This is a genomic window from Methylopila henanensis, assembly GCF_042681025.1.
GTDB classification, from domain to species: Bacteria; Pseudomonadota; Alphaproteobacteria; order Rhizobiales; family Methylopilaceae; genus Methylopila; species Methylopila henanensis.
This window is the reverse complement of record NZ_JBHUER010000011.1, coordinates 1-20337: the sequence shown is the minus strand read 5'-3', so window position 1 is coordinate 20337 and position 20337 is coordinate 1. Positions and strand designations below refer to the sequence as shown.

Below are 20337 nucleotides of genomic sequence, written 5' to 3'. Positions count from 1 at the left end.
TCCTCCGTAACGAGACCAAGACTGGTAATAGTTCGGCATTTCAGCGAGTAAAAGCGCAAGCATTTGACCAAAGGGATCCAGCCATCTGCCCGCGAAGCTGCATTCAAGCGGCGCGAAGCTCATGGACCGGATCCGACTCTTCGAGTTCACGGACAAGTGGAATGACGCGTTCGCCAAAAAATCGTGTCTCTTCATGGAAGTGCAGGAACCCACACAGCACCAGATCGACACCAATTTTCTTGAGATTGTGTATTCTCTCCGCGATTTGCCGTGGAGTTCCGATCAAGCCGGTCTTGAACCCGTCGTTGTATTGAACGAGGTCTTTCTCGCTCGATCCAACCCACATCCCGACTTTATCGTTCGTGGACTGTCCTGCTTCTTTGATGTCGCCGCGGAATTGCTGAACGGCTTCATGATCCGCAGAGTTTACGATCTTCTTCAGCTCGTCCCAAGCTTCGTCTTCGCTCTCACGAGCGATGACGAAGGCGTTGGCGCCGAACCTAACCTTGCGGCCGTGAGCCGCACTCATCTTCCGAATGTTGTCGATCTGCTCTTTGTGACCCGCCGGAGAATTGCCGTTCATGAAGTAATAGTCGGATACCGCGGCAGCCATCTTCTGCGCAGCCGTCGAGTTGCCGCCTTGGAAGATGATCGGCGTCGGGCGGTCGGGTAGTATGAGCGGCTTCGGCTTGATGCTGTATCCCGAGATTTTCCAGTATTTGCCGTCGAAGGCGAAATCGTCTTCGGTCCAGGCCCCGCGCAGGATTTCGATGAATTCCCGCGAGCGTGCATAGCGTTCGTCATGGTCGGGCCATTCCACGCCGAGAGCGTCGTACTCCTCGCGGAACCAGCCACTCACCACGTGGATCGACCAGCGGCCATTAAAGATCTGGTCGGCCGTCGCTCCCTGCTTGGCTACGACGCCCGGATGGAACAGGCCGGGAAGGATCGCGGTGATGACGTTCAGCCGCTCAGTGTTGGCGAGCAACGCAGCCGAGAACATCATCGAGTCGTGCTGATATTCCGCGCCGTAGCTGCCCATGAACCGGGTTTGGGTCAGCGCGAATTCGAACCCGGCCTCCTCGGCGATCTTTGCCAGCGCGACGTTGTAGTCAAGGCTCCAGTCGGTGCGCTGGGGAACCTTGCTGACGACTAGGCCGCCGCTGACGTTCGGCACCCAATGGGCAAACTTCATCGGCGGCTTCACCTTGTGCGGTCGCATTCCACGTCCTCCCAGCGTCGGGCGCTTTTTCGCGCCCTTTATCTTTGAGCCGTTTGTCGGCCTTTGGTCTCGTTCGAAGGCGTCGTTCGACGCCCAGGCTCGCCCTCAGGCGACCGTCGCGAGGCGGCCCTCCGATGCAGTGTACGCCGAGATGACGTTGACCGCTTCTTGGGCGGCGCGGGTGATGCGGTTGATGAGGTCTGCGCCCATAACGCGACCGCCGTCGAAGTCGCTATCCAGCGCGTAGATTGCAGTCGGAACCGTCAGCACCCCAAAAAACCCCAGGAGGGGTCGCAGCTGGTGCTCCAGCATGAGACCATGAAGGGCCGTGCCGCCGGATGCGACGAGAACAGCCTTGCGACCGGTCAAGGCGGTCCGCTCCACCAGATCGAAGAGGTGCTTGAGAAGCCCCGTGTAGCTTGCGCGATAGACGGGCGAGCCGACGATCAAGAGGTCGGCGCGCTCCACAAGACGAAGCAGATCCTCTCCGCGCGGCTCAAGTTCATCTCGGGTCAGCCCGCTCATGATGTGCCGACCGTCCGTAGCGAGATTGACTGACGCTCGCTCCAGGGAGACTGCGCCGGAAATGGCGTAGCAGACGGCGTCGAGCAACTCGCCAGTGCGAGAGTTCCGCCGAGGACTGCCGTTGATGCTCACCATGAGCGCCATCTGGACCATTTCCTGTATCGATCGGTCCACAGTGAATTAGCATCGATCTGGAAGCAAGCTTATTCGATGCTGCGGCGCCGAGAAGGCAATCAGACCTTCGGAACGGCATAACTCACTGTGATATAAGGGTATTTGTCGACTCTTCGCCGTCGCGACATGAGGCCTGATCGAATCAAATCTGTGAAGCGCTGCAGCAAAACAAAAACGCTGACGAACGAAATCCGTCAGCGTTTGTATCGATCGGTACATTGGGGCGCCTCAACGCCGGCCTTGAGCGATCCTTGTCGCCTCAGGAAGCCGCCGAAGCGCGAGCATCGCCAACGTCCCGATGATGGGGCCGGGGGCGAGAACGACGAACGCCCACTGCCATCCACCGGCCCATGACGCGAACGCCGGCACCGCAATCAAAGCGAGAGCGGTCAACGCGAAGCCTAGCCCGAGCTGCATGGCGAGCGCGGTGCCCACAAAGCTCTGGTCCGCAACTTCCGTCACGACGGCGGAGAACTGGGCGGAGTCGGCGATGACGGTGATGCCCCAGACGACCGAGACCAGCATGAACAGCCAGAGCGGACCATGGAAGGTCAGCCCGATGAGCACACAGCAGGTTGCCGACAAGGACATCATGAGCGCCGTCGTCGCGGTACGCCCTATGCGGTCCGCCAGCAAGCCGCCCAAGATGCATCCAGCGACGCCGGATGCGACGACCGCGAAGGTTATCAGCGATGCCGAGGACGCAGCGTCCGCCCCGGCTCCGGTCCGGTAAGATTGCGCGAAGGCCAGAAACCAGCCCCACATCGCATAGAGTTCCCACATGTGGCCGAAGTAGCCCAGGTTCGCCAAGGCGATCGGCTTGTTACGCAGGACGCGGCCGAGCTGTCGAGGATCGAACGAGGCCCGGGGATAAGCGTTCGGTCCGTCCAGCGCGTAGACGGCCATCAGCACGGCGCCGATCATGGTCAGGACCGACGTGCTCGAAACGACAAGGCGCCAGTCCAACGTCGATGTCAGGGCGCGCAGCAGATGCGGAAACGCTGACCCAACCGTCAAGGCTCCGATGACGCAGCCCATTGCGAGCCCGCGACCACGCACGAACCAAGTCGAGATCAGCTTTAGAGCCGGCGGATAGACGCCAGCGAGCGCCACGCCTGTCAGGAAACGCGCCGCGATGGCGAACTCAGCCGTCGGCGCGATTAGCAACGCGGCGTTCGCCAGCGCCGCCAAGATAGCTGCCGACGCCATCAGCCAACGGGCTGACAGCATGTCAGGAAGATTGAGCAAGCTCGAGCTCAAAGCGCCGACGACGAAGCCGATCTGGACGGCGTTCGTAAGCCACGCCGCAGCGACGCCGTCGAGGCTCCACACTGCACGAAGCTCCGAGATGATCGCCGTCGCAGAAAACCAGGTCGTCATCGACAGGACGATCGCGAGGCTCAGGATCGCGAGGGTGCGCCATGCGCGTCCATCGACTGTCGAAACGCCTAACGCGCCCGACGAAGGAGCTACAGGCTGGGTCATGCCACGGCGCTCCTGACGGCGTCGTTGGTCGCCTTCAGCGCCGCCACGTAAACGGTCGCCTCGCCTACAAGGCATTCTTCGCCCGCTTCGTTCGTGACCCGCGTCTTCAACTGGCAGATCGGCTTGTCGTCGCGCACGCTGACGACCTCGATCTCGCCGGTGATCTGATCGCCGACGCCGACCGCTTTCACAAAGCGCCACGAGACCTGGAGGAACACAGTGCCGGGCCCAGGCAGATCCTCCGCAACCACCGCGTTGAGAATTCCGGAGGTGACGCCGCCCTGGACAATGATCCGCCCGAACACGGACGCCTTCGCTGCGGCTTCGTCATAATGCAGCGGATTGCAGTCGCCGGTGATATCGGAAAATCGCTCGATGTCCTGGCTCGACGTGACGCGGGTCCTTCTGGCCGTCGCTCCGACCGTAGGCTTGCCTTTGATCGTTGCGCTCCAAGCGTCTTTGGATTCACGGCCCATGATGTCCTCCTGTCTGTTTATGTGCAGAGCTGCATTCTTGGAGCTCCGTTAGTCGCGCGCGCCGATCGGCAATGTCAGCCGTCGCGCCTTGCATCACCCTTCGCGATTTCGAGATCCCGCACGTCGGGCATGGCTTGCCCTGCGTCGGCCCGCCGGGACGCGCGCCAAACGATCCGACCCATGACGGCGCCCAAAATCAGCGCGCGGTCCGGCCGCTTGAGCGACGTCATGGAACTGTTGACAGCGGGCCGCTTTTCGGACCGATCGGTATAACGGTGTTTGCATCGGATCATTGGACGCCCTAAATTGTAGAGGCTGCAGAGCGTCTGAGCTGCGCACGCAGATCGAGCACTCATATTTTGGGAGCGATGCATGCGCGGCTTGGTCGATTGAGGTTTTCTCGGCGAAACGAATCAGTATCACCGGCGCTCCGTGTAACGATGGCCACCAGAACCACGACGAGAAAAGCGCCGAAGTCCCAGCCGCGGGCGAAAGCGGACGCATCCAAGCCGAAAACGTCGGAGTCGTCCCAGGACCGGAACGATAGCTCTGATGTACCGACTGGTCCATACATCGATGGTACGGCATCCGGCGAAGACGCGGGAGTTGCCGGCTTGTCGGCAGCGCCCGCCACGAACCAGGGCGAGCGGATCCAGCACATCGCGGCGAAGCTCTTCGCCGATCGCGGTTATCGCGGGATTGGTGTCGCGGAACTCTGCGAAGCAGTAGGCCTAGGCCGCGGCGCGCTATACTACCACATCAACAGCAAAGAAGAGCTTCTGTTCAATATTGTTGTTCGCTATATTGAAGATCTTGTAATATTTGGGCAAGGCGCCCTAGTCAGAGAGACTGACCCTAGGCAGAGAATTCGCCGCCTCAGTCGATATCTGATGAGAGTGATCGCCCAAAATCTACCGGAAATGACCGTCTGCTTTCGGGAGGCGGATGCGCTGACTGGGCAGAGACATAAGGTCGTCTCCGATCTGCACCAGCAGTATCAGGACGTCTGGCTCCGCACCTTCAAGGATGGCGAATCTCAGGGTCTCTTCAAAACCCTTCCGGCGGTCGCGATAAAAGGCATTCTCGGAATGTATTTCTATAGTTTTCTTTGGTTTAAATCGAATGGCCGGCACTCTCCAGATGAGGTCGCCGAGATATTCGCGGATATGGTTCTTGCGATCGTTGAAAAAAAGACCTGATCGTATGGTGCGTTTTTATATGTTTTTAGTTAAATGAGCTCTACATCAAAATCAATGGCGACCACTCTGCGTGCACATGGTCGGCTAGCTTGCTTAGAATTTTTGCAGATACGGTGCGCCTACGGCACCTTCCCAGAAGCGGACCTTTAAGACGTCGGCCTTGGATCAGGTCGGGACCAGCGCTCGCGGCTGAGACGCGCCCATAGCTGACATGGCATGATCGCCGGCAAGCCGACGTTCGCCGGAACTACAAAACGAACATCACCTAGTCTCGTCGACTTGAGCGGATTGCACAAAGACACCGCCTGAGCTATTCGGCCGCTTCGCCACGGGGCGTCTCAGCTGTTTCATGATCGGCGCCCTTTGCACCCGACACGCCGAGCTCGATGTGCCGCGCGAAATGCTGGGCCGCCTGTGAAAGTCCATGGGTGCGCTGCCACAGCATGATGTCGACATCAGGCAGAGCCGGCAGCCCGGATTCTAGACGATTGCGGAGCTCCGAATCCGTCGCCACGCGCTCGAGGCCGGCGGCGTGCGCAGACTCTGACAAGACGGTCACGGCGGCGTCCGCGAGCGCCATCGCCTGAAGGCCCGCGATGCTTTCAGACACGCAGGCGATGCGCCAGCCGACGCCGGCCTCGTTCAGCGCGGCGAGCGCGAGGTCGCGATAGAGATTGCCCTCGGGCAGCATGGCGACCGGCACGGGCGAACGGCGATGTGCGTCGCCGTTGACCGCGCCGAGCCAGACCAGCCGCTCCGAGCGCAGCCGCGTGGCGTCGCCGGTCTTGGGCGACACGCCCGGCATACGGGTCGCAATCGCGACGTCGACAAGCCCTGCGTCCATCTCGGCCGCGATCTGGCGAGACAGCGAGCAGCGCACGGAGACCTCAACGCGCGGATAGGCCCGCCGGAAACTCGCGAGCGTCTCCGGCAGGAGATAGGCGGCGTAGAGGTCGGGACAGCCGAGCGTGACGCGGCCGTCGATCTCCTCCGACGACAGCTTCATCTGCGCTTCGTCGTGCATCTTCAGCACCGCGCGCGCGTAGGGCAGCAGCGTCTCGCCCTGCGGCGTCAGCCTCAGATGGCGGAGATCGTTTTCGAACAGGGGGCGGCCAGCGGCCTCCTCAAGCCGTTTGATCTGCAGGCTGACGGCGGGCTGAGTGCGGAACAGCATGCGCGCCACGCGCGTGACGCTGCGCTCCTCGACCAGCAACACGAACGTCCTGAGCAGAGAGATTTCAAGCGGCCGCGCCATAAGGCATAAATATTATTTTGCTTTGTGCAAAGCAATATAAATTTGCCCGGTCATACTATCAGTCAATAGGATGAGGTGGTTCGAAGAATACAGGATAATTATTGAGCTGATGCATAGCATGCGAGCAGCATTTGAACGCGAAACGGGCAAATCCCCGCTCCCGACCGTGTCCGCAGACGAAGGATGCGCTCGGTGACGGCGGGGGCCCCGACGCCGCTCCTCGAAGTCCGCGACGTCGCCAAGCGCTTCGGCGGACTGGCCGCCCTCGACGGCTGCTCGCTCACTCTCGAAGCAGGCCATGTCACCGGCCTCATCGGCCCCAATGGCGCTGGCAAATCCACCCTGCTCAACGTCATGACCGGGCTTGTGCGCGCCGACCAGGGTTCGGTTCTGTTCGAGGGCCGCGACGTGACCGCCCTCCCCGCGCATCGCTTCCCGGCTCTCGGCGTCGCCCGCTCCTTCCAGATCGTGCGTGAGCTCGGCAGCCTGACCGTGTTCGAGAACCTGCTGCTCGCCCCCCGCCTTCAGTCCGGCGAGGGCGTGCTCGCCGCCATTTTCGGGCGGCGAAAGTGGTGGGCGCAGGAAAGCGCCAACGCGCGTAAGGCGAAGGCGCTGCTCGACCGCGTCGGCCTGTTCCGGCTTGCCGACCATCCCTCGGGCGGCCTCTCGGGCGGCCAGAAGAAGCTGCTGGATCTCGCCCGCGCGCTGCTGCTCGAGCCCAAGCTGATCCTGCTCGACGAGCCGGGCGCGGGCGTCGCGCCGCCGCTGAAGCTTGAGATGATCCGGCTGATCAGGGAGCTGAAGGCCGAAGGCGTCTCGTTCGGCCTCGTCGAACACGACATGCATCTCGTCGGCGAGCTCTGCGACCGTGTCCATGTGATGGCGGAGGGCAAGCGCCTCGTCTCCGGGACCTTCGAGGAGGTCTCCAGGGACCGCCGCGTCGTCGAGGCCTATCTCGGGGTGGCGGCGTGAGCGCGATCCCGGCCCTCTCGGTCAGCGGGCTCCGCGCCGGCTACGGCCGCGGCGACGACATCGTGCGGGGGATCACCCTCGACCAGGCGCCCGAGACCATCCTCGCGGTCATCGGCCCGAACGGCTCCGGCAAGTCGAGCTTCGTGAAGACGCTCGCGGGCCTGCTCGACATACGTCAGGGCCGCGTCTCGGTCACCGGGACGGACGTGACCGCCGAAACGCCGGCCAGACGCGTCGCGGCGGGCATGGCCTACGTGCCGCAGGAAGCGAACGTCTTCCCGAGCCTCACCATCGGCGAGAACCTGAAGCTCGCGACGGAGTTCCTGCGCGGCCGCGCAGGCGTCGGGCCCGAGCAGCGCGAGAAGGTGCTGGCGCTGTTCCCCGAGCTCGGCGCGCGGCTGAAGACCCGCGCGGGCGATCTCTCGGGCGGCCAGCGCCAGATGCTCGCCTTCGCAAGCGCGCTGCTCGCGAACCCCGAAGTCCTGCTTCTCGACGAGCCATCGGCCGGGCTGAGCCCGAAGATCGTCGGCCAGACCATGGAGGCGATCGTCCGCGTCCGCGCGGCCGGCGTCACCGTGCTCCTGGTCGAGCAGAACGTGGCGGCGGCGCTCGAGATCGCCGACGAGGCGGTCGTGCTGGTGGCGGGGCAGGTCAGCCTGCGCGACACGGCGTCGGCCGTGCGCGCCGCCGATCTCGGCGACCTGTTCTTCGCGAAGGTCGCCTGAGATGGCCGCGCAGCTCTTCTTCAACGGCCTCGTCACCGGCCTTCTGCTCGCTCTTCCCGCGCTCGCGCTCACCCTCGTCTTCGGCGTGCTGAAGTTCGCGAATTTCGCGGTCGGCGCGATGCTGACGCTCGGCGCCTATGCGGCGTGGGTCGCCAACGTCCAGCTCGGCATGCCGCTGACCGCCGCGGCCGCGATCGCGGCCGTGACGGTGGCGGGCGCCGGGCTCCTCGCCGACCAGCTCGCCTTCGAGAAACTGAGGCTCCGCGGCTCCATCACCCTGCTCGTCGCCTCGATGGGCGTCTCGCTCGTGATCGAGAATGTCTGCCGTTTCTTCTTCGGCAACGCCAGCCGCGGGTTCGACGTCGCGCTTTCCCGCCCGATCCGCTGGGAGGGGATCCGCATCAATCAGGAGCAGATCACCATCGCCATCACGGTCGCGGTCTGTCTGGTCGCGGTCGACGTGCTGCTGCGCTTCACCCCGCTTGGCCGGGCGATGCGCGCGGTCGCGGACAACGCCTCGCTCGCCGCCGTGCGCGGGGTCGAGCGCCGCGCCATCGCGCGGCTGACCTGGGCGCTGGTCGGCGCGCTGCTGGGGCTCGCCGGCGTGCTCGCCGGGCTCGACCGCTCGATCGATCCGCTGATCGGCTGGAACTACCAGATCGCGATCTTCGCGGCCGCGATCCTCGGCGGCCTCGGCTCGCCCATCGGGGCCGTGCTCGGCGCGCTGACGATCGGCGTCGCGGAAGAGATGTCGGCGCTCGTCATCCCCACGAACTACCGGCAGGTCGTCAGCTTCGCGGTGATCCTCGCGCTGCTGCTGTTCCGGGCGAACGGGCTTCTCGGAGCGAAGGCGGCGCGCAAATGATCGCTTATCTCGTCACCATCGCGATCCTGGTCTGCGTCGCGGCGCTCGTCGGCCTCGCGCTGAACCTCCAGTGGGGACAGGCCGGGCTCGTCAATTTCGGCGTCGTCGGCTTCGTGGCGATCGGCGCCTACGCGACCGCGCTGCTCGCGCCGCAGATCGGCTGGCTCCCGGCGATGCTCGTCGCGGGCGCGGCGTCCGCGATCTTGAGCGCCGGCCTCGCGCTGCTCTCGATACGGCTGGAGGAGAACTACCTCGCGATCGTCACGATCGGGTTCGGCGAGGTCGTGCGCCTCGTGATCCTCAACGAGGGCTGGCTCACCAACGGCGCGCTCGGCATCCCGGACATCCCGCGGCCGTTCGCGGCGCTCGGACGGACGATCGGCGGCGACACCGTGTTCATCGTCTTCGCGCTGGCGCTGGTCGCGATCGTGTTCGTTCTGCTAGAGGCCATGGCGCGCTCGCCCTTCGGCCGCGTGCTCCGGGCGATCCGCGACGACGCCACGGTGACGGCGGCGCTCGGCAAGAACGTCTTCGCGCTCCGCGTCCGGGCGTTCGCGGTCGGGGGCGCGGTTATGGGGATCGCCGGCGCGCTGCACGCCTTCTACCTGACCTACATCGACCCGAGCCAGTTCACCCCGATTGTGACCGCCTACGCGTTCATGGCCGTGATCGCGGGCGGGCGCGGCTCGAACGTCGGGCTGCTGATCGGCGCCTGCTCGATCATGGCGCTGCTCGAAGGCACACGGTTCCTGAAGGATTTCGTCACCGTCATCGACGGCGTGCAGCTCTCCGCGCTCCGCCTCGGGCTGATCGGCGCAGGCATCGTGGCGCTGCTGATCCTGCGGCCGCAGGGGCTCGCGCCCGAGCCGAAGCGTCGGGCGGCCGACCTCCTGCCCTCCGAGAAGGGGAGCGTCTGATGCCCCGCGTCACTCCGCTGCCGTCCTCGGCCCTGCCTACGGATCTCGCGAAACTCTACGAGACCTTCGCGTCGGGCTACGCCGACTTCAGCGACCAGGCGGCCGTGATGGCGCATGTCCCGGCGGCGCTCGAAGGCCTGTTCGGGATGCTGCTCAAACTGCGCGGCCAGGGGAACGTCCCGCTGCGCTACGTCGAGCTCGCCGTCGTCACCGTTTCGGTGATGAACGCCTGCCCCTATTGCGTGTCGCATCACGCGCCGCTGCTCGCGGTCGAAGGCGTGCCGCCTGAGGCGATCGCCCAGCTTCCGGCGTCGGACCATCCGGCCTTCGACGAGACTGACCGCCTCGTCGTCGAATACGCCACCCTCGTCACGAACCGCGCCTGGGGGATCCGGGACGCCGTGTTCGAGCGGCTGAAGGCGCGCTTCTCCGAGGCCCAGATCGTCGAGCTCACGCTGCGCATCGCGCTCGCGGGCTTCTTCAACCGCTTCAACGACGCCCTCCAGATCGACGACGGCCGCGCGGCCGCCGCCATGGACCTCCCAAGCCCGCCGTCACCCTGAACAAGGACGCTTCCGATGACTGACAGCAGATTCGTGGTGAACCGCCGGACCGTGCTCGCGGGCGTCGGCTCCCTGCCCCTCGCGGCGGCGCTTGGGCGCCCCGCCATCGCGCAAGGCGCGGCCGGCGACGTGCCGCTCGGCATGGTGCTGCCCTTCTCGGGCGCGACCGGCGCCTACGGCCCAGCCATGAAGCAGGCGGCCGAGCTCGTCGTCTCCAAGGTCAACGAGGCGGGCGGCGTTCTCGGAGGCCGCAAGGTCAAGCTTTTCATCGAGGACAGCGAGACCAGCGCGACCGCGAGCGTCGCGGCGTCGAAGAAGCTGCTCGAGGTCAACAAGGTCGAGCTCGTGGGCGGTTTCTGGGGCAGCCCCGAGGCGCTCGCCGCGAAACCCATCATCCTCGCGGCCAACAAGGTCCAGATGCTGTCCTGCGCGGCGAACGCCGTCACCGAGGGCGACACCAAGGGGCTGATCTACCGGCTTCAGGCGAAGTCGAGCCAGTGGGGCCCGGCCGGCGCCAAGGTGATGCAGAAGATCGGGGCCAAGAAGGTCACCGTGCTCGCGCAGCAGAACCCGTTCATCGTCGCGATGGTGGAGCCGTTCAAGGCCGAGATGAAGAAGATCGGCGGAGAGGTGCTCGACGTCGTGATGTACAATCCCGACCAGGCCTCCTATCGGGCCGAGGTCGAGAAGGCCTTCGGGCCGGAGCCGGACGCCGTGTTCGTGCTGCCGCTGCTCACCGACATGGTGTCGATCGCCAAGGAGATCTTCCGCGGCGGCTTCACGTCGAAAGTGGTTTCGCTCGGCACCGGCGCGGACGCCGAAGGCAAGTTCCTGCAGGCGGTCGGGCCGGAAGTCGCCGAGGGCATCTACCACCTCCAGCCCTCGCCCCCGATCGACAGCCCGTCCTACGCCAAGTTCGTCAAGGAGATGGGCGCGCCGGAAGGCACAGTGTTCCTGTTCGCGGGCAACGCCTGGGATCAGATCTGCATCACGGTGCTGGCCATGGAGCACGCCAAGACGCAGGAGGCGGCCGTGTGGACCAAGTCGGTCCGCGAGGTCTGCAACCCGCCCGGCGAGCCCGTCGACGACATCGTCGAGGCGCTGAAGATGGTGCGCGCAGGCAAGAAGATCAATTTCAACGGCGCCGGCTGCACCTGCGACTTCGACGAGAAGGGTGACTCGCTGAACCGCTCCTTCTACGTCCAGCTCATCAAGGGCGGGAAGAACACGCCATTCGGCGTGGTGAGCTGAGGCTCCTCCTTCGTCATCCTCGGGCTTGACCCGAGGAGCCATCGGCCGCGGCCGGAACGATGGATGTCCGGGTCAAGCCGGGCATGACGGTCGGCCGCGTTTCCGAAGTCACGTGGCGGAGCTCGCGGCGCATGCCTATACGCCGCGCCTCATAAGCAAAACTTCGCTTTCTGCAAAACAATATAAATTTGTCTTTGCGCGATGCGATTACTAATATTTCGAAGATTGTTCGATCCGCACGATCGAGAACAAGCGCGGCGACGAAACTAAAAGGCCTACAAGAGGCGTAAATGACGCAGTCAAAGCCGATCCACTTCTGCGGATTTCTCGTGGCCGGGCCGGTGGTCCACAGCCACGCGATTTGGCGCAATCCGGCCCATGAGACGCCGTTCCTGAGCCTCGCGCATTACGCCGGCATCGCGAGGACGCTGGAGCGCGGCTTCTTCGATTTCGTGTTCTTCGCCGACCGGCTCGCCATCGCGGACCGCTACGGCGACAGCCACGAAATGGGTTTAAGGCTTGGCGACCAGGACGCGACCCGCATGGATCCGTTGCCGATCCTAGGCGCGATGGCGGCGGTGACGGAGCATCTGGGCCTGGGGGCCACGCGCTCCACCACCTATGACGCGCCGTTCAACATCGCACGGGAGTTCGCGACACTCGACCATATCTCGTCCGGGCGCGCAGCCTGGAACGTCGTGACCTCGATGAACGACGGCGAGGCGCTCAACTTCGGCGACGTGCCTCATCTTTCTCATGACGAGCGCTACGACCGCGCCGACGAATTCATGGAGGTGGCGTTCAAACTCTGGGACAGCTGGGAGCCGGACGCTCTCGTGCTCGACCGCGCCGGCGGCGTCTACGCCGATCCGGCGAAGGTCCGCTACGCCAACCACAAGGGTCGCTGGTTCCAGGCGCGTGGACCACTGAACATTCCGCGCTCGCCGCAGGGCCGCCCGCTCATCATCCAAGCCGGCTCGTCGGGCCGCGGAAAGGCGTTCGCGGCGCGCTGGTCGGAGGTGATCTTCGCGCTGCAGCCGAGCATGGCGCGCATGACGGCCTTCACAAGGGACGTCCGCGCCGCGCTCGAAAGCGCCGGCCGCGCGCCCGACGCCGCCAAGGTGATGATGGCCATGATGCCCTTCATCGGCGAGACGCGCGAGGAGGCGGAAGCCAAGCGCGACCTGCACGACAGCCTGATCGACCCGCGCGTCGGCCTCTCGACGCTCGCGGCCCACGCCAACGCGGATTTCGGCGCGCTGCCGCTCGACGCCACCATCGACGAGATCGCGGACACCGGCAGCCAGGGCAATCTCGCGGCGCTGCGCTCGATCGCGGGCGACGGCTCGATGACGATCGCGGACGCGGGCAAGATCTATGGCCGCGGCGTCATGTGCCCGCGCGTCGTCGGCACCGCGCAGGACGTTGCGGACGAGCTGATGGCGATCGTGGATTCCGGGGCGGCAGACGGCTTCGTCATTTCGCCCGCCTTTCTGCCCGACACTTTCGAGGACTTCGTCCACAAGGTCGTGCCGATCCTCCAGGCGCGCGGCCGCGCCCGCACGTCGTACGACGCCCGGTCGCTCCGCGAGCGTCTCGGAACCTTGGAGGCGCGTACGTGAGCGCCGCCGCCACGATGCCACCCGCGCCGGAGTCCGACGCCGATCCGGCCGCCTTCAAGGCTGCGATGCGGCGCCTTGCGGCGGGCGTCACGGTGGTGACGAGCCGCCATGGCGGGACCGTCAACGGTATGACCGCGACCGCAGTCTGCAGCGTCAGCGCCGAGCCGCCTCTGGTGCTAGTCGTGATGAACCGGTCGAGCGCCTCGCATGGCGTCGTCTCGCGCGGCGGCGCGTTCGCGCTCAATTTCCTCAGTGAGGAACAGAGCGATCTGGCGACCTATTTCGCCGGCCGCGACGGCAAATCCTTCGACACCGTCCCGCATCGCATCGGGGCGAGCGGCTGTCCGCTGATCGAAGGCTGCGCGGCGCAACTCGACTGCGTGCTGGAGAGCCGCCACGACGAGGGCACCCACACGATCTTCGTTGCCCGAGTGCTGCACGCCGAGACCGACGAGGGCTCGCCGCTCGTCTATGGGGACGCGGCGTTCCACGGCCTGAAGCCGCTCTGAAAGGTTAGTCCGCGCAGAGCGTGTCGATGAACGCGAAGAGTTCCCCAGCGACTTCTCGGTTCGCGAGTTGGCGCTGCTCGCCGACATGACTGAAGCCGGGCGCGATGATCTCCGAGAAGCCACTGGCGGACGAGATCCACTGCGGCCGCACGCCAGTGCGCGAGGCGCTGCAGCGCCTGCGGATCGAGGGCTATATCGAAGTCCATCCGAGCCGCGGCGTGCAGGTCTCGACCATCGACGTCTTTCGCCAGTTCGAACTGCTTGAGGTGAGACGGCCGTTGGAGGACCTGATGGTTCGGCTGGCCGCGGATCGCGCGGTGGTTAGCCAGCGCGACCGGATGATTGAACTAGCCGCCGAGATCACCGCGGCTGCCGCCGACCGGGACCGCGGAGCGTTCCTGCGCGCCAACCGCGCGATCCACGAACTGCTGGCGCAGGCGGCGCACAACGCCATTCTCGCGGGCTCCATAGGCGCCCTGCACGGGCTTTCGCGCCGCTTCTGGTACGCCTACATCGAAGATCAGGATGTCTTTGAGGAGGCGGCCCGCCTTCACGCTGCCACGCTGACGGCGGCGGCCGATAGAGAGATTGAGAAAGCCTCGGGCCGGGCCCGAGACTTTCTCAACTTCCTTGAGGATTTGACGCGAAAAGCGCTGAGCGAGCGACTGCGGCACACCTGATCCCAAGGTGTTGCCCCAGCTTCGACGTGACGGTCGGTCGTACGCGCCAAGCTCACACGGAGCGATGCTCGATCCAGGCCCCAAGCGCCCGCGTCAATCCTGTTCCGGGTTTCGCTGGGGGCCGTGCGAAACGCCCCGCGCGCGCCGGGGTCGTCTGAAGGCGAGCGAGCAGCGTCGCTTGGCCGATGGCGGCGTCCAGAGGATCAATCAGCGGAACGGGAACGCGCGACGCGACTTTGGCGGCGAAGCCGGTCAGCGGGGCGCCTGCGAGGATGACGGCGTCCGCCTTGTCGGTCTCGATCGAGCGCAGACACAGCTCGACCAGCTGGGCCTCGAGTTCACTCTGGACGTCGTTGATCGAGGAGAACGAAACGTCCGGCACGCGGATGCCGGCGCAGCGGCCACGGAGGCCGCAGAGCGCGACGGCGTCTTCGTACCACGCGGTGAGCGTGGGCGAGAAGGTCACGATCGAGAACCGCTGCGCGAGCATGCACGCCGTGAGCATCGCGGCTTCCGCCATGGCGGTCACGGGGAGGTCGAACAGCTCTCGCGCCGCAATCAGCCCAGGGTCGCCGAACGCTGCGATCACGACGGCGTCCACGCCGCTCTGGTGCGCGGCGATCATCTCCAGGGTCGCCGCGCCGGCGATCACCGATTCCGCGCGGCTGGCGATGTAGGGCATGCCGTGCGGCGCCGTCAGGGCGACCAGCTCGACGTCCGGCGCCAGGGAACGCGAGGCGCTCGCCACCATGCGTTCCGTCATCGCAACCGAGGTGTTGGGATTGATCAGGAGAATGCGCATCCGCTCAGCCCCCGCGCGCCCGGGTCCACAGCGCCTCGATGGCGCGGGCGGCGTCACGACGAACGGCGTCTGCGTCCACTCGGGTCGGCTTTCCGTCCTCGACCATCAATTCGCCGTCTACGGCCACGACCTCGACATCGCGACCCTGCGCCACGTGGACGAGGTTGCCGAGGGCGTTGGTCCTCGGCGTGAGATGCGGGCGACGGAAATCGAAGGCGACGAAGTCCGCTTGCTTGCCGATCTCGATGCTGCCGATCTCGTCCTCGAGCCCCATGGCGCGCGCGCCCGCGAGCGTCGCCATCTCGAACACGGTCTCGGGCTGCCAGTCGGGCGTGACCGCGCCGAGCTGGATGCGACCGACCGCGAGCGCCCAGCGCATCACCTCCACCATGTCGGCGTGCATGTTGTCGGTGCCGAGCGTGAGCTTGGCCCCTGCGGCGCGCAGCCTGTGCGTCGGGGCGATCGTGCCCCCGGTCGCGTTGCCCTTGGCGATGTGGGCGACATGGACGCCGGCTCTCCCGATGCGGGCGATGTCGCCGTCGCTGACGTGGATGCAATGCGCTGCGGTCAGCCGGGCGTTCAGCAGGCCGACCTCGTCCAGCAGCTCGGGCGGGCTAATGCCGTCGCGCTCGCGGATCCGTGCAAGCTCGACCTTGCTCTGCGAGAGATGGGTCGTCACGCGCAGCCCGGTGTCCTCCGCGGCCCGCGCGATGCGCCGCAGGAAGGGCGTCGAGCACGTGTCCGGCGCATGCGCGGCGAGTTGCACCCCGATGCGGCCGCCGCTCTTACCCTCGTAGCGCTCCGCCAGCGCGATCGCCTCGCCAAGCGTCGTGTCGCCGATAGCGTCGACATGATCCCAGCGCCCCACCGAGACGCCGGAGAAATCGACGTCGTGAATGCGGCCGCACGACCACACCCGGAGGCCGACGTCCGCCATGGCGGGCGTGACGACATCGGCGTGCACGAAGGTGTCGTTGATCAGCGTTGAGCCGAACAGCAGCGCCTCCAACGCGCCGAGCCGGGCGATGGCGTAGGCCTCGTCCGGCGTGACCATGTGCCCCTGCGGAATGCCGGGCGTGTAGGCCGGCGCGAAGCCCAGATCCTCCGCGACGCCGCGCACCATGCTGAGGTTGGCGTGCGTGTGCACGTTGATCAGGCCCGGCGTGACGACACGGCCGGGAAGATGAAGGCTGCGGCGGGCGCGGAGCGGCGCGGCGTCCCTGGTCGCGGCTTCGATCCGCGCGAAGCGGCCGTCCGAAATCGCGATCACGGCGTCGTCGATGGCGTGCGACGCCGGCGCCCCCGTGAGGACCGTGGCGCCGGTGATGACCAGATCGTAGAGCGGCTCGGACATGGCGCTATCGATTCAGAATGTGGGAGAGGAAGCGCTGCGTCTTCTCCTCTTGCGGAGCGGAGAACACGGTCTCGGGCGAGCCCTGCTCGACGATATGGCCGTCGGCCATGAAGATCAGCGTGTCGGCGACGCGCCGCGCGAAGCTCATCTCGTGGGTGACCACGATCATGGTCATGCCTTCGCGCGCCAGAGCGCCCATGACGTTAAGGACTTCGTGGACCAGCTCGGGATCGAGCGCGGAGGTCGGCTCGTCGAACAGGATGAGGCGTGGGTCCATAGCCAGCGCGCGGGCGATGGCGACTCGCTGCTGCTGGCCGCCCGAGAGCTGCGAGGGGCGCTTGTGCATGTGCTCGGCGAGGCTTACGCGGGCGAGCTGCTCCGCCGCGCGCGCTTCGGCCGCCTCGCGCGACAAGCCGAGCACCTTTCTCGGACCAATCGCCACGTTCTGCGCCGCGGTGAGGTGCGGGAACAGATTGAAGCGCTGGAACACGAAGCCGAACTTGCGCCGCTGAAGAGCGAGCTGAGACTCGGTCAGCGGCGTCCAGCGAGCCGCTTCGCCCACATAGGCGCCGCCGATCGGTTCGCCCGTGAGCTCGATCGTGCCGGCGTCTGGCGTCTCCAGATGGTTCAGGCAGCGCAGCACCGTGGTCTTGCCGGAGCCGGAAGGCCCGATCAGCACCATCGTCTGCCCCGCCATGACGTCGAACGAGATGCCCTTGAGGATCTCGCGCTCGCCGTACCGTTTGCGCAGTCCCCGCACCGAGAGCAACGGCTTTTCGCTGGCAGGCCTTGAGGGATCGGTTCTCGTTTCGAGGGGCATGGCGATCACCAGGCTGGGAGCCGCCGCTCGATCACCCGCGAGACCCACGAAAGCACGGAGATGATGGCGTAATAGTAGATGGCGAGAAGAGCGAAGATCTCGAGCGGCGCAAAGTGCGTGGCGATGATCGCCTGCCCCGAGCGCGTCAGCTCGTAGACCGAGATGACCGACAGCAGCGACGTGTTCTTGAGGAGGGTGATCACGTCGTTCGTCAACGCCGGCATCATGGGCCGGATCGACTGCGGCAGCAGGACGTAGAGCAGGATCCGGCCCTGCGTCATGCCGATCGACTTGGCGGCTTCGGTCTGGCCCTTCTCAACCGCGCCCACCGTGCCGCGCACGACTTCGGCGACATAGGCGGCGCAATTGAGCGAGAGCGCGATCACGCCCGACCAGAACTCGCCAGGACGCCAGCCCATGAGCGGCAGCCCGAAGAACACAATGAAAATCTGGATGAGCAGAGGCGTTCCGCGGATGAAATCCACATAGGCGAGCACCAGCCAGCGCGCCCACCGCCATCCGCCGAGCGAGACGAGGCCGAGCGCGACGCCCCCGGTGAGGCCGAGCAGCGCCGCGAGCGACGCGATCCTCAGCGTCGTCACCGTGCCTTCGGCCAGAAGGGGGATGGCCATCTCGACGACGGCCCAATCTATGGTCATTGAATCGCATCCGCGATCGGCTGGCGGGGAACGCCCGTCGGGTGAGGCGGGACAGGCGGCTCACCACCGCCGCCCCCTTCGGGCGATTAGGAGAAGTCGGGCACCTTGTCGGCCAGCTTCATCTGCGTGCCGAACCACTTTTCCTGCAGCTTGTAGATCTCGCCGTTGGCCTTCAGAGCCTCGATGCGCTCGTTGAGGAAGCCGATCAGCGCCGTGTCTTCCTTCCGGGCGCCGATGCCGGCCCAGTTGCGCGGACCGATGTCGCGAACGATGGCGTACCGGCCCGGGGCGTCCTTCAGCACCTGCGTGAGCGTCGCGAGCGAGTTGATGACGCCGTCGACGGATCCTTGCGCGAGCGCGAGATAGGCGGCCGGATGGTCGTCGTAGGCCTTCACCTCGGAGAAGCCCTTGCCGGCGCTCGCCTTCAGTTTCGCGTCGAGCGCGGCTTTCATGGTGTCGCCCGCAGAGCCGAGCTTCACGGCGAGCACCTTACCGGACATGCCGTCGATGCTCTTGATCGTGTCGACGTCGGACGACCGGATCAGCATTTCCTGCGTCGCTTCGGTGTAGGGGATGGAATAGCCGACCTTGGCCACCCGCTCCTTGGAGTAGGTGAGCGAGGTCATGATCACATCGAAGTTCCCGGCGTAAAGCGCAGGTATGACGCCGGCCCAAGCCGTGTCGATGAACTCCACCTTCACTCCCAGCGGGGCGAAGAGCTGCTTGGCGAGGTCGACGTCATAACCGACGATTTCGCCCTTATCGCGGAAGGTGAAGGGCCGGTAGGCCGCCTCCACGCCGACTTTCACCACGCCGGCGGCTTTGATGGCGTCCAGCGTCAGCGGCTCGGCCCGAACCGGCGCGCCGGTCAGCGGGAGGAGGGCCGTCGCCGCGAAGAGCAGGGTGGACAGGCCGAGGAAACGGCGCCGCGCGGCGCCGACGGACGAAAGGCGGGGTGACATGACTTCGCTTTCTATCTCAACGCGTTGCGGCGGGATCAACTCACAATCAGATTGCATTCCATCTGATTTAAATCAGCATATGCAGCAACTTAGATGGATAGGTCGAGCTTGTCTTCGCTCATAAGATGAGCAGGATTTCGCCTAATCGCGCGCCTTTGCGGCGGGTTCTCCGACAGCCGGCGGGCGCCGTGGCGGCAGGCGCCGCCGTTCCTCCTCTCGGCGCGAGCCTTGGCGGCCTGTGGAGCCATGACGCACGCCGCCGACGCTGCCGGAGATCCGCAGCAGCTGCCTATTATTTAAGCGAAAGGCGACAGGCCTTAGATGCGGCTGCGCGTCAGACGGCCGCCGTACGCTCCATGACGGCGTCGAGCTGCGCAGGGTCGAGGACACCTGCGGCGAGGACCGCGCAGACGGTTTCGCCGGTGCGGAGCAAATGACGCTTCCAGACTCGGCGCGCGGCGTCCGCGTCACGCGCATGCAGCGCGGCCATGAGCGCCTCGTGCTCGCTCACCGACTCCTCCCACCTCTGCGGATCGACGATGGCCATGTAGCGCCCGCGTCGCGCGCGCAGCATTAGGTTGGCGTGGGTGGCGACCAGAACCGGATTCCGGGACAGGCGGACGATCCTGTCGTGGATGGCGCTGTTGAGCTCGAAATACGGGTCTTTTTCCCGGCTATGGTAATGCTCCATCATGCGGGAGTGCATTTCGTCGAGCTCTTCAAGATCGGCCGTTTTCATCCGCAGCGCCGCGATCTCGGCCGCGAGGCTCTCCAGCCCGGCGATGACCTCGAATAGATCCGAGGCCTCTTCCGCGGTGAACGACATGATCCGGGCGCCCCGGTTCTGCGACAGCTCAATCAGTCCCTCGAGCTCTAGAAGCTTGAGGGCTTCGCGGAGAGGGGTCCTGGACACCGCCAGCGTTTCGCACAAGCTACGCTCGACGATGCGCCCGCCCGCGGGCAAGTCTCCGCGAATGATCCGATCGCGCAGCGTGGTTGCGATTTGATGCGCGAAGGGCTCGCGCCGCGACAGCTTGGTCTCGCGTGAGGACGACGGCGTCCGTCGCGTTTCTTCGCTCGGCCTCGATGGCAATGTCGGTCACCTGTCGCGCGAGACGTGAGCGGTTACCCATAAACTCATCACCCCTACGGGCAAAGTGAGAGGCGGGGGTGGTAACGGAACGACCGATCGCCACGCAAAGCAGCTGCGGACCCTCCCCCCGGTGACGTCGTCTGGGCGCCAGAAGCGGACATCGCCTGCCGAGCCGAAAACCGACATCACGGTCCGCTTCAAGCGACG

At 65.5% G+C, this 20337-nt stretch carries 22 protein-coding genes; 10 read left to right on the top strand and 12 right to left on the bottom strand.

Annotated features, from left to right (window positions below; all coding sequences use genetic code 11):
• Positions 1–103: 103 nt before the first annotated feature.
• The 5 genes from sfnG to ACFSCV_RS17020 all read right to left on the bottom strand — a co-directional run bounded on the left by sfnG (position 104) and on the right by ACFSCV_RS17020 (position 4112).
• A complete protein-coding gene (gene sfnG, locus ACFSCV_RS17040; protein WP_378800782.1) occupies positions 104–1222 on the bottom strand; it encodes a dimethylsulfone monooxygenase SfnG in 1119 nt (372 codons plus the stop codon).
• 105 nt (positions 1223–1327) lie between these two features.
• On the bottom strand, positions 1328–1891 hold the full coding sequence (locus ACFSCV_RS17035) for an NAD(P)H-dependent oxidoreductase (RefSeq protein ID WP_378800781.1): 564 nt from the start codon (positions 1889–1891) through the stop codon (positions 1328–1330).
• Positions 1892–2149: 258 nt separating this feature from the next.
• The gene (locus ACFSCV_RS17030; protein WP_378800780.1) at positions 2150–3406 is read right to left on the bottom strand and encodes an MFS transporter; all 1257 of its coding nucleotides are present in this window, start codon (positions 3404–3406) and stop codon (positions 2150–2152) included.
• The gene (locus ACFSCV_RS17025; RefSeq protein ID WP_378800779.1) at positions 3403–3882 is read right to left on the bottom strand and encodes a MaoC family dehydratase; all 480 of its coding nucleotides are present in this window, start codon (positions 3880–3882) and stop codon (positions 3403–3405) included. The genes ACFSCV_RS17030 and ACFSCV_RS17025 overlap by 4 nt, the downstream gene beginning before the upstream one ends.
• Positions 3883–3956: 74 nt before the next feature.
• Complete coding sequence (locus ACFSCV_RS17020) at positions 3957–4112, bottom strand: hypothetical protein (protein WP_378800778.1); 156 nt, start codon at positions 4110–4112, stop codon at positions 3957–3959.
• A 210-nt stretch (positions 4113–4322) separates the two neighbouring features.
• Between ACFSCV_RS17020 and ACFSCV_RS17015 the strand changes: the two genes are divergently transcribed.
• Positions 4323–5081, top strand: coding sequence for a TetR/AcrR family transcriptional regulator (locus ACFSCV_RS17015; RefSeq protein ID WP_378800777.1), 759 nt, complete (start codon positions 4323–4325; stop codon positions 5079–5081).
• A 310-nt stretch (positions 5082–5391) separates the two neighbouring features.
• Here the strand turns inward: ACFSCV_RS17015 and ACFSCV_RS17010 are convergent, their stop codons facing one another.
• Positions 5392–6336 (bottom strand): LysR substrate-binding domain-containing protein, encoded by a 945-nt coding sequence (locus tag ACFSCV_RS17010; protein ID WP_378800776.1) that lies wholly within the window; start codon positions 6334–6336, stop codon positions 5392–5394.
• Positions 6337–6528: 192 nt separating this feature from the next.
• Between ACFSCV_RS17010 and ACFSCV_RS17005 the strand changes: the two genes are divergently transcribed.
• From ACFSCV_RS17005 to ACFSCV_RS16965, 9 genes are all read left to right on the top strand, one after another.
• A complete protein-coding gene (locus tag ACFSCV_RS17005; RefSeq protein ID WP_378800775.1) occupies positions 6529–7308 on the top strand; it encodes an ABC transporter ATP-binding protein in 780 nt (259 codons plus the stop codon).
• Positions 7305–8033, top strand: a complete 729-nt coding sequence (locus ACFSCV_RS17000) for a branched-chain amino acid ABC transporter ATP-binding protein (protein WP_378800774.1) — start codon at positions 7305–7307, stop codon at positions 8031–8033. Before ACFSCV_RS17005 ends, ACFSCV_RS17000 begins: the two co-directional genes overlap by 4 nt.
• Before the next feature lies 1 nt (position 8034).
• On the top strand, positions 8035–8898 hold the full coding sequence (locus ACFSCV_RS16995; protein WP_378800773.1) for a branched-chain amino acid ABC transporter permease: 864 nt from the start codon (positions 8035–8037) through the stop codon (positions 8896–8898).
• Positions 8895–9815 carry a branched-chain amino acid ABC transporter permease gene (locus ACFSCV_RS16990; RefSeq protein WP_378800772.1) on the top strand — a complete coding sequence of 307 codons (921 nt, stop codon included), beginning with the start codon at positions 8895–8897 and terminating at the stop codon, positions 9813–9815. The genes ACFSCV_RS16995 and ACFSCV_RS16990 overlap by 4 nt, the downstream gene beginning before the upstream one ends.
• Positions 9815–10378 (top strand): carboxymuconolactone decarboxylase family protein, encoded by a 564-nt coding sequence (locus tag ACFSCV_RS16985; RefSeq protein WP_378800771.1) that lies wholly within the window; start codon positions 9815–9817, stop codon positions 10376–10378. The genes ACFSCV_RS16990 and ACFSCV_RS16985 overlap by 1 nt, the downstream gene beginning before the upstream one ends.
• 15 nt (positions 10379–10393) lie before the next feature.
• Positions 10394–11629, top strand: a complete 1236-nt coding sequence (locus ACFSCV_RS16980) for an ABC transporter substrate-binding protein (RefSeq protein ID WP_378800770.1) — start codon at positions 10394–10396, stop codon at positions 11627–11629.
• A 290-nt stretch (positions 11630–11919) separates the two neighbouring features.
• Positions 11920–13251 (top strand): LLM class flavin-dependent oxidoreductase, encoded by a 1332-nt coding sequence (locus ACFSCV_RS16975; protein WP_378800769.1) that lies wholly within the window; start codon positions 11920–11922, stop codon positions 13249–13251.
• The gene (locus ACFSCV_RS16970) at positions 13248–13760 is read left to right on the top strand and encodes a flavin reductase family protein (protein WP_378800768.1); all 513 of its coding nucleotides are present in this window, start codon (positions 13248–13250) and stop codon (positions 13758–13760) included. Before ACFSCV_RS16975 ends, ACFSCV_RS16970 begins: the two co-directional genes overlap by 4 nt.
• 89 nt (positions 13761–13849) lie before the next feature.
• The gene (locus ACFSCV_RS16965; protein ID WP_378800922.1) at positions 13850–14440 is read left to right on the top strand and encodes a GntR family transcriptional regulator; all 591 of its coding nucleotides are present in this window, start codon (positions 13850–13852) and stop codon (positions 14438–14440) included.
• Between the two features lie 52 nt (positions 14441–14492).
• On the opposite strand, the gene ACFSCV_RS16960 is transcribed toward ACFSCV_RS16965, so the two are convergent.
• The 6 genes from ACFSCV_RS16960 to ACFSCV_RS16935 form a co-directional block, all read right to left on the bottom strand.
• Complete coding sequence (locus ACFSCV_RS16960) at positions 14493–15242, bottom strand: aspartate/glutamate racemase family protein (protein ID WP_378800921.1); 750 nt, start codon at positions 15240–15242, stop codon at positions 14493–14495.
• Between the two features lie 4 nt (positions 15243–15246).
• Entirely contained in the window at positions 15247–16596 is a 1350-nt protein-coding gene (locus ACFSCV_RS16955; RefSeq protein ID WP_378800767.1) for an amidohydrolase family protein, read from the bottom strand.
• Between the two features lie 4 nt (positions 16597–16600).
• On the bottom strand, positions 16601–17416 hold the full coding sequence (locus ACFSCV_RS16950; protein WP_378800766.1) for an amino acid ABC transporter ATP-binding protein: 816 nt from the start codon (positions 17414–17416) through the stop codon (positions 16601–16603).
• Between the two features lie 5 nt (positions 17417–17421).
• Complete coding sequence (locus ACFSCV_RS16945) at positions 17422–18075, bottom strand: amino acid ABC transporter permease (RefSeq protein ID WP_378800765.1); 654 nt, start codon at positions 18073–18075, stop codon at positions 17422–17424.
• 86 nt (positions 18076–18161) lie between these two features.
• Entirely contained in the window at positions 18162–19037 is an 876-nt protein-coding gene (locus ACFSCV_RS16940) for a transporter substrate-binding domain-containing protein (protein ID WP_378800764.1), read from the bottom strand.
• A gap of 334 nt (positions 19038–19371) precedes the next feature.
• Complete coding sequence (locus ACFSCV_RS16935; protein ID WP_378800763.1) at positions 19372–20130, bottom strand: GntR family transcriptional regulator; 759 nt, start codon at positions 20128–20130, stop codon at positions 19372–19374.
• Positions 20131–20337 lie beyond the last annotated feature (207 nt).